This window comes from Atribacterota bacterium (genome assembly GCA_028703475.1).
Lineage (GTDB): Bacteria > Atribacterota > Phoenicimicrobiia > Phoenicimicrobiales > Stramentimicrobiaceae > JAQVMU01.
Genome location: JAQVMU010000071.1, coordinates 1 through 8,431, shown reverse-complemented (window position 1 = coordinate 8,431; position 8,431 = coordinate 1). Strand labels below are relative to the sequence as shown.

Below are 8,431 nucleotides of genomic sequence, written 5' to 3'. Positions count from 1 at the left end.
GAAACACATGCTCATCTGGATATTATAAAGAAAAAAACAGATGTAGTTATCAGCGATGCTCTTAAGAGTGGCGTAAAAGATATTATTACAATTGGTGTTGATTTGGAATCCAGTAAAAAGAATATAAATTATGCAAAGCAATATAAGGATGTTTTTACTGCGATCGGATTTCACCCGCATGAAAGTAAAAAGATAAGAGAAGAGGAATTATATGAGTTAGAAACAATGATATCAAATCCAAAAAATGTAGCACTTGGTGAGATAGGGCTGGATTATTATTACATGCATAGCAAGAAAGAAGATCAGAAAAGTATATTCAGGGAACAAATTGACTTAGCTAAAAAATATAATTTACCTGTAATTATTCATGATAGAGATGCACATTATGATACTATAAAAATATTAAAAGAAAAGGCAAAAAACATGAAAGTAGTCCTGCATTGCTTTTCCGGCGATATGGATATGGCTCAATGGTGTATAGAAAGAGGATATTTTTTTGGGATAGGTGGAGTTGTTACTTTTAAGAATGCCAAAGAATTGGTAAAAATAGTAAAGGAGATTCCGATAGATAATATACTACTGGAAACAGACTCTCCTTTTCTCACTCCAGTACCTTTTCGGGGAAAGCCAAATGAACCAAAATATATACCGATCATTGCAGAAAAAATTGCCGAGATTAAAGAAAAAGACATAGACGAGATAGCCAAAATAACTTCTAAAAATGCCAGGGATTTTTTTAGTTTAAAGAAACTATAGAAGACATGATAGAATTATTAAAAATATTCATATTTAAATAGTTATTACTTTCATATAAAATTTTTTAATCTGTATTGACTTTTTTACAGTAAGTGGTTACAATAATAACCAATATAAAAGAGTTAGTTGAGATTATGAAAAATATAAACAAAATAACGCGACAAAAGAATAATTATTTTTACTACTATTATATTCCGGGGTAAGTGCCATCGGTTTTAATAGTAGTAAGTAAAATCTATTAAGATTAATAAACCACAGGCATTTACCTCAGGTAAGTTCCTGTGGTTTTATTTTTAACCACGGGTGTATTAAACATTCGTGGTTTTTTATTTTAAAGGAAAGGGGATGATAAACAATTTAAACAAAAAACAATGTTTACAGTAATTTTATTGAAAAGTTCTTTATAAAAAAAAGGAGGAAATGAGATGAGAACAAATTCAAAAAAATCAGAAGTTTTTATGATAATTGGTGTAGTAGTAATTATATTAACTTTTTTATTAACGAGTACTGCAGTTTTTGCGGCTCCGATAAAAATTGGAGTTAGCCAGATTGTAGAGCACCCGGCACTGGATAATTGTCGTGACGGGTTTGTTGATGGAATGGAAAAAGCAGGATATGTTACTGGTGAAGATGTGATTTATGATTTCCAAAATGCCCAGGGGGAATTTAGTAATGCTATTTCAATTGCCCAAAAATTTAAAGATGATAATGTAGATATAATATATGCTATTTCAACCCCTATAGCTCAGGCAGCTGCTCAAGTTACCGAAGAGATACCTATAATTATTGGGGCAATTACAGATCCGGTGGCTGCAAATATTGCAGAAAGTTGGGAAAGTTCTGGAAATAATGTAACCGGAATGTCTGATGCGGCTCCAAATGAAGCACAATTAAAGCTAATACCACAGTTTTTCCCGCAGGCTGAAAGAGTAGGAACAATCTATAATGCAGGTGAAGCCAATTCAGTAGTGCAGGTAGAATTATCTAAAGAAATATGTGAAGGTCTGGGTCTGGAACTAATAGAAGCAACAGTCAGCAATTCTAATGAAGTATTAATGGCTGCACAATCATTGGCTGGAAGAGTAGATGTCTTTTATATTGTTACAGACAATGTTGCGGTTTCTGCAATTAGTTCAATTGTAAAAGTATCTCTGGACGAAAAAATACCAATAATATTAGCCGATCCTACAAATGTATCAGATGGGGGTTTCGCCTCTTTTGGAATAGATTATTTTACTTTGGGACAGAAAAGTGCTGAAAAAGCATTACAGATACTTGAAGGAAAACAACCTTCGGAAATTCCTATAGGTAAATTAGATCAGCCGGAACAACTTAAATTTGTCATAAATATGGATATTGCAGAACAATTAGGTTTAACAGTTCCTTCTGAATTGTTAGCAGATGCAGATTCTATAGTATTTGGCGGATTATCCTGGAATAAAAGTGAATAGCAAAACATTAAGAGGGAGGAGTTAACATAAAATGAATTGGAGCTTAGTATTTCATGCATTGGAACAAGGTCTTGTATTTGGTATCATGGCATTGGGAGTATATATAACTTTTCAAATATTGGATTTTCCTGATTTGTCAGTAGACGGTACTTTTCCATTAGGTGCGGCTATTACAGCAAAGATTATATTTTCGGGAGGGCATCCTGTTACAGCAATTTTATTAGCTGTTATTGGCGGTATATTAGCAGGAGGTTTAACTGCTTTTTTTCATACCAGATTAAAATTTACTAATCTTTTATCAGGCATTCTCACTATGACTTTGCTTTACTCTGTTAATTTAAGAATAATGGGGAAATCAAATATACCACTTTTAGGGAAAATAACACTTATTGATAGCTTTAATAATCTATTTCCTTCTTTTTCAATTGATCAGTTAACTCCTTTTCTCTTTTTATTGATAATTTTAATTGTGAAATTTATACTCGATTATTTTTTATCTACTGAAATAGGAATGGCAATAAGGGCGACCGGTGATAACGAGCAGATGATAAGAAGTCTTGGTGTTGACACAAAACTGACAAAAATAATAGGCTTGTGTATCTCTAATGGATTAGTTGCTCTGTCAGGATCCTTATTTGCTCAATACTCCGGATTCGCAGATGTGGGAATGGGTATTGGAACAATTGTTGCCGGTTTAGCATCGGTAATTATTGGTCACAGCATTATAAGGAACGGCAGTATTGGATGGATGACAATAAGTGTAATAATCGGTTCCATAATATACAGGACAACTGTTATGATTGCTTTGAGATATGGATATAAATTTGGTTTTCAACCGGGAGATTTAAAACTAATATCTGTATTATTAGTAGTAATTGCATTGACACTTCCAATTTTTAGAGGAAGAATTAAAGCTATTGCAACCTCAAATGGTTCTAATGGTGGGGACAATAAATAAATTAAAGAGGTAAGGATTATGTTAACCTTAAAAAATATTGACAAATGTTTTTCCAGAGGCAGTACCCATGAAGTAATTGCCTTAAAGGGAATTAATATAAACATTACAGAAGGTGATTTTTTAACAATTATCGGAAGTAATGGTGCAGGTAAATCAACTTTGTTAAACATGATTGCAGGAACAATATTACCGGATAAAGGGATTGTGAAAATTGACAATCATGACGTAAGCAGAAAACCTGAGCATGAAAGGGCAAAATATATTGGAAGAGTCTTTCAGGATCCTTTAATGGGTACAGCTCCATCAATGACTATTGAAGAAAATTTAATTCTTTCAATAAAACGTTATGGACGAGGTTTACGTCTGGGGGTCACTCCAAAGAGAAGAGAGTTTTTCTGTAGCAAATTGGCACAATTGGACCTGGGATTGGAGAATATGTTATCTAAGAAAGTAGCATTTTTATCAGGTGGACAAAGACAGGCCTTAACCATATTAATGGCAACTATGTTTGACCCAAAATTACTTTTGTTAGATGAACATACAGCTTCTCTTGACCCTGAAATTAGTAAAAGAATACAGGCAATAACTCAAAGCATAGTTAAGGAGAAAAAACTGACAACTATAATGGTTACCCATAATATGCAAGAGGCCCTTAGATTAGGAAACAGGACTATAATGATGGACAGAGGAAGAATAATATTGGACATTGCCGGTAAGAAAAGAGAGAATGTCACTATAGATTATTTATTAAAGCAATTTTCTAAACTAAGGAAGGAAGAGTATGTTGAGGATGAATTAGTTCTGGCATAAAAGTATAATCAATAAGAATCTTTAATCATTTTATAAAAAATCTTCTGATTAATTTCAGAAGATTTTTTTATTTATGTTAAAATTATAATATGCCTTTATTCTTTAAAATAGCTAATTAAAATATATTATTCTTTATACCTGGAGATTTTTATGACAAAAAAATTATTTCATACTGATTCTTATAAAAAAAAGTTTCAGGCAAAAGTGATTAATGTTCAGCAAAAAAATGACTTAATTGAATTAATCTTAAATCAAACATGTTTTTACCCGGAAGCTGGTGGGCAAATTTGTGATAAAGGGAATATATCGGGATTTCCGGTAGTTGATGTACAGGAATTAGATGGTGACATTATTCATTATCTAAAAGGAGATGCAAGGTTTAATCCGGGGATGAGTGTAAATGGCGAGATAGAGTGGGAAACAAGATTCGACCATATGCAGCAACATACCGGACAACATATATTATCAAGCGTGCTAAAGGAATTATGGCAGAAAGACACTTTATCATTTCACATGGGGGTAGAAATATGTACTATTGACATACCATTTACTTCGCTTGAAGAAAAGAAAATAGAAGAATTGGAATGTTTTTGTAATAAAATCATTTATTCGAATAAACCAATTTATCAATATTATATAGATGAAAATAAAAGTGACATTTATGAAGAGTTAAGGAAAAAACAACAAAAATTAAATGAAAAATTGAGAATAGTAGAAATTGCTGAATATGATATTAATGCCTGCGGGGGAACCCATTGCAGAAATACAGGAGAAGTGGCTATAATCAAAATTAATAACTGGGAAAAACGTAAAGATAAAACCAGAATATCCTTTTTATGTGGGCATCGCGGTTTTCTTGATTATCAAAATAAGCATTATATTGTAAAAAATCTTTCCAATTTATTCACAACCGGAATAAGTAATCTTGAAGAAAAAGTTATTAAACTAAGCAAAGAGAAAAAGGAGCTGGATAAAGAAAATAGAAGTTTAGAGAAAAGGATATTACAGTTTGAAGTTGAAATCCTAAAAAATAAAGCCAATACAGGAGAGAATGGTTATTTAATAATAAATAAGACATTTAGTGGAAAGACTGTACAGCAGCTAAAGAATTTAGCTTTAGCAATAATAAATGAAGATAATTATTTAGTTATTCTGGGGGCAGAAAGACCTGAACCGGTTTTGTGTCTGGGATGTTCCCAAAATATTTCAATTCATATGGGGAATTTATTAAAAAAATTATTAGATAATGGCAAAGGAAAAGGAGGAGGTTCAGAATATTTAGCAATGGCTAAACTGAAAAATAATGAAGAACTGCCTTTAATTAATAAAACAATTGTCAAATATATTTCTGAGATGGTTGTCAATAATGAATGGAATAAATAAATCCTAATAATGGAATTATTATGAAAACCAATAGAAAAAATATGAAGAAAAGAATATCAAATCAAGCTAAATTTTATTCTGCAATAAGTATATTATTTATTACTATACTCTTTCTTACTTTTATATTATCAGTAAATGGAGCAGATCGTGATTTCGAGAAAGAGGAAAAAATTGGCCGAAAATTAGCTGAAAGAATTGAAAAACGATATGATTTGGTGGAAGATATTGATAATTTGAAGAGAATAGAAAAAATTGGTGAGCATTTAAAAAAAATATCTGAAATAAAGGAAATAAATTATCACTTTAATATTATAAACCAGGAAGGAGTAAACGCATTTGCCTTTCCTGGCGGGTTTATTTATATCACATCTGATTTGCTTGATTATGTACACTCAGATGATGAGTTAGCAGCAATTATCGCCCATGAAATGGGACATGTTATTTGCCAGCACTCTATAAAGCAGATGCAGGATAATCGAAAAATGAAATTAGTTGAACTTTTTGCGGTTCTTTTAACTGGAGATCCTGCCGTAGGATTAATAGGAGAACTAACTACAATTACTGTGTTGAATAATTACCGTAGAGAATATGAAGAAGAAGCAGATTTAACCGCTTTAGAATTACTCAACAAAAGCCCTGATTATCATCCTGTAGCGCTGTTGACATTTTTTGAGAGAGTCCATAGCAAAGACTATTTTAAGCCAAATATAAATTTAGGAATATTCCAAACTCACCCGAATATTGATTACAGAATAGAAAATATAAAGAAGTATTTGAATGACAACAATATTAAGATAGAACGCCGTTTAACTACTGAATACTTTAATTTAGAGGGTATTATTAGAATAAAGAAAGACAGTATTGTTTCTACGATAATCCTAAATGATAAAGAAATATTACGTTTTACAGGAAATGATGTAGAGAAAATAAACAGGAAAACAACCAGTATAATAGAAAAATTAGAGGAAACACTAAGAGTAGATTTAAATTCTTATAGTATTACAATATACTCAGGTAATGATCTAAGCAGTTTAAGTATTGATGGCAAAGTCATTGTATCCTTAAGCAAAGAAGAGGTCTCATTGCAGGGATTCGAACATAGTGAAGTAATCGAAAATATGAAAAAAGCTATTTCAAGTATACTATGGGAGTTAAAGTTACAGTTACCGGTATTGTTATTTGGTGACTAAATATAATAAATATTAAAAAAAGGATGGCCAATCTTTTAATGAGTAGCCATCCTTTTTTTAATATGCTATTTATCTAATACTTATCCAAGAATTCCTATACTGTTTAAGAAAACAACAAATACTGCAATTGGAACTACATATTTGATTAAGAAAGAGTAGCTTGCTCCAATTTTTGTACCTGCTCCATGATTTGCTTCTTCCAGAGCCTTGTCAGTACCCCAGAACCATCCAATAAAGATAGCTATCAGCAATCCGCCTAAAGGCAACAGGACATTATTGGCAAAAAAGTCAAAGGAGTCTAATATATCAAATCCTTTTATTAGTTTTACATGGGACAAACTGCTGTATCCCAGTGAAGGGAATATACCAAGAATCCAGATTGCTATTCCCATGCCAATTGTCGCTTTTTTACGATTCCATTTAATTTCATCAATAAAGTAGGCAGCAACAACTTCCAGGAGAGAAATTGCAGATGTTAAGGCTGCTACAGTTAACAGTATAAAGAAGATAGTACCAAAAATGTGACCAGCTGCTCCCATTTGGGAAAAAACTGCCGGTAATGTTATAAATGTAAGACCAGGTCCTGTGGCAGGTTCTAATCCAAATGCAAATACTGCCGGGAAAATAACAAAACCTGCTAGCAGGGCAATAACTGTATCAAAAGTTACAACATACTTAGCATTTAAAGGAATATCTTCATCTTTCTTAAGGTAACTACCATAGGTTATCATACAGCCCATCCCAAGGCTTAAAGTAAAGAATACCTGTCCCAGAGCTGCCAAGAAACCTTCGGCATTAAATGCGCTGAAATCCGGTCTCAGATAGAAGGACAAACCCTCTCCTGCGCCAGGTAAAGTCACAGAACGAATTATCAGTACTATAAGCAACAAAAGCAATACAGGCATTAAAATTTTTGACCATTTTTCAATTCCATTTTCAACTCCGCCATAGACAATACCAATACAGATAGCCATAAATAGTGTATGCCAGAAGATACCTCCAAAAGTTGATGAAATTGAACCTACAAAGATATTAGCGGCATCAGAACCTGCAGCCATGTAAGCTCCGGATTTAAAGATATAAGAAAGGGACCATCCCGCCACTACTGAGTAGTAGGAAAGGATGATGAATCCAGCAAGGACACCCATAAATCCAACGATTATCCAAGGACTACCTGGTGCCAGGGCACTATAAGCTCCGACAGGGTTTTTTTCAGTTTTACGGCCTAATACTAATTCAGAGGTCATTACAGGATAACCGATAAATATTAACAAAAGAATATAAACTAATACAAATGCTCCACCACCATACCTACCGGTAATATACGGAAAACGCCATATATTTCCTAATCCGATAGCCGAACCGGCAGCAGCAGCAATAAAGCCAGCTCGTGACTGCCATTGTCCTCTTCCATTATCACTCATTTTTACCATCTCCTTAATTTAAAAATATAATATAAGAATGCAATTTTAGCTAAAATTCAGTTAAAACATGAAGGCCAGTTTAAAGTCAAAAAAACTAAAAGCTACCACCTCCTTAAAAAGCAAATTTAGATTTCTTACATAAGCAAATATGTCAGTTGAATAGTAAAATATCAATATATTACTTTAGTTTGTTATAATTATAATATATCTAAAGAAACAGTTTGCTGCAAGAATCTATAAAAATAATCTTAAACTTCAGGAAATACTTATTATTTAGTAATTTAATATTGTTAGCAGGTCATAATTATATAATTAATTTCAAAGTTTAGCACCTTTTATCATTAATGTCAAAAAGAATGAAAGACAGAAAAACAAAAATGCTTAAATAGGTGAGTTTAATTAGAAATAATTCAAAATAAGTGAAAAAAGACAATAAAGATGAATTAAATGCACTTCAAA

The 8,431-nt window shown here is 32.3% G+C and carries 7 protein-coding genes; 6 read left to right on the top strand and 1 reads right to left on the bottom strand.

Annotated elements, in window-relative coordinates:
• The 6 genes from PHQ99_07140 to PHQ99_07115 all read left to right on the top strand — a co-directional run.
• Positions 1-756 (top strand): TatD family hydrolase (locus PHQ99_07140; GenBank protein MDD4289344.1); only part of this gene is annotated, 756 nt, incomplete at its 5' end.
• Positions 757-1,181: 425 nt separating this feature from the next.
• Positions 1,182-2,207, top strand: a complete 1,026-nt coding sequence (locus PHQ99_07135; protein MDD4289343.1) for an ABC transporter substrate-binding protein — start codon at positions 1,182-1,184, stop codon at positions 2,205-2,207.
• A gap of 31 nt (positions 2,208-2,238) precedes the next feature.
• Positions 2,239-3,165, top strand: coding sequence for an ABC transporter permease (locus PHQ99_07130; GenBank protein MDD4289342.1), 927 nt, complete (start codon positions 2,239-2,241; stop codon positions 3,163-3,165).
• An 18-nt stretch (positions 3,166-3,183) separates the two neighbouring features.
• Positions 3,184-3,975, top strand: a complete 792-nt coding sequence (locus PHQ99_07125) for an ATP-binding cassette domain-containing protein (protein ID MDD4289341.1) — start codon at positions 3,184-3,186, stop codon at positions 3,973-3,975.
• A 150-nt stretch (positions 3,976-4,125) separates the two neighbouring features.
• The gene (locus tag PHQ99_07120; GenBank protein MDD4289340.1) at positions 4,126-5,358 is read left to right on the top strand and encodes an alanine--tRNA ligase-related protein; all 1,233 of its coding nucleotides are present in this window, start codon (positions 4,126-4,128) and stop codon (positions 5,356-5,358) included.
• 20 nt (positions 5,359-5,378) lie between these two features.
• Positions 5,379-6,548 (top strand): M48 family metalloprotease, encoded by a 1,170-nt coding sequence (locus tag PHQ99_07115; protein ID MDD4289339.1) that lies wholly within the window; start codon positions 5,379-5,381, stop codon positions 6,546-6,548.
• 80 nt (positions 6,549-6,628) lie between these two features.
• Here PHQ99_07115 and PHQ99_07110 read toward each other — a convergent pair whose 3' ends face one another.
• Positions 6,629-7,972, bottom strand: a complete 1,344-nt coding sequence (locus PHQ99_07110) for a sodium-dependent transporter (protein ID MDD4289338.1) — start codon at positions 7,970-7,972, stop codon at positions 6,629-6,631.
• Between the last annotated feature and the right edge of the window lie 459 nt (positions 7,973-8,431).

Bases quoted from the DNA above. Each gene is read 5' to 3' on its own strand.
- PHQ99_07135 (MDD4289343.1), top strand. From the start codon at position 1,182: ATGAGAACAAATTCAAAAAAATCAGAAGTTTTTATGATAATTGGTGTA.
- PHQ99_07130 (MDD4289342.1), top strand. From the start codon at position 2,239: ATGAATTGGAGCTTAGTATTTCATGCATTGGAACAAGGTCTTGTATTT.
- PHQ99_07125 (MDD4289341.1), top strand. From the start codon at position 3,184: ATGTTAACCTTAAAAAATATTGACAAATGTTTTTCCAGAGGCAGTACC.
- PHQ99_07120 (MDD4289340.1), top strand. From the start codon at position 4,126: ATGACAAAAAAATTATTTCATACTGATTCTTATAAAAAAAAGTTTCAG.
- PHQ99_07115 (MDD4289339.1), top strand. From the start codon at position 5,379: ATGAAAACCAATAGAAAAAATATGAAGAAAAGAATATCAAATCAAGCT.
- PHQ99_07110 (MDD4289338.1), bottom strand. From the start codon at position 7,972: ATGAGTGATAATGGAAGAGGACAATGGCAGTCACGAGCTGGCTTTATT.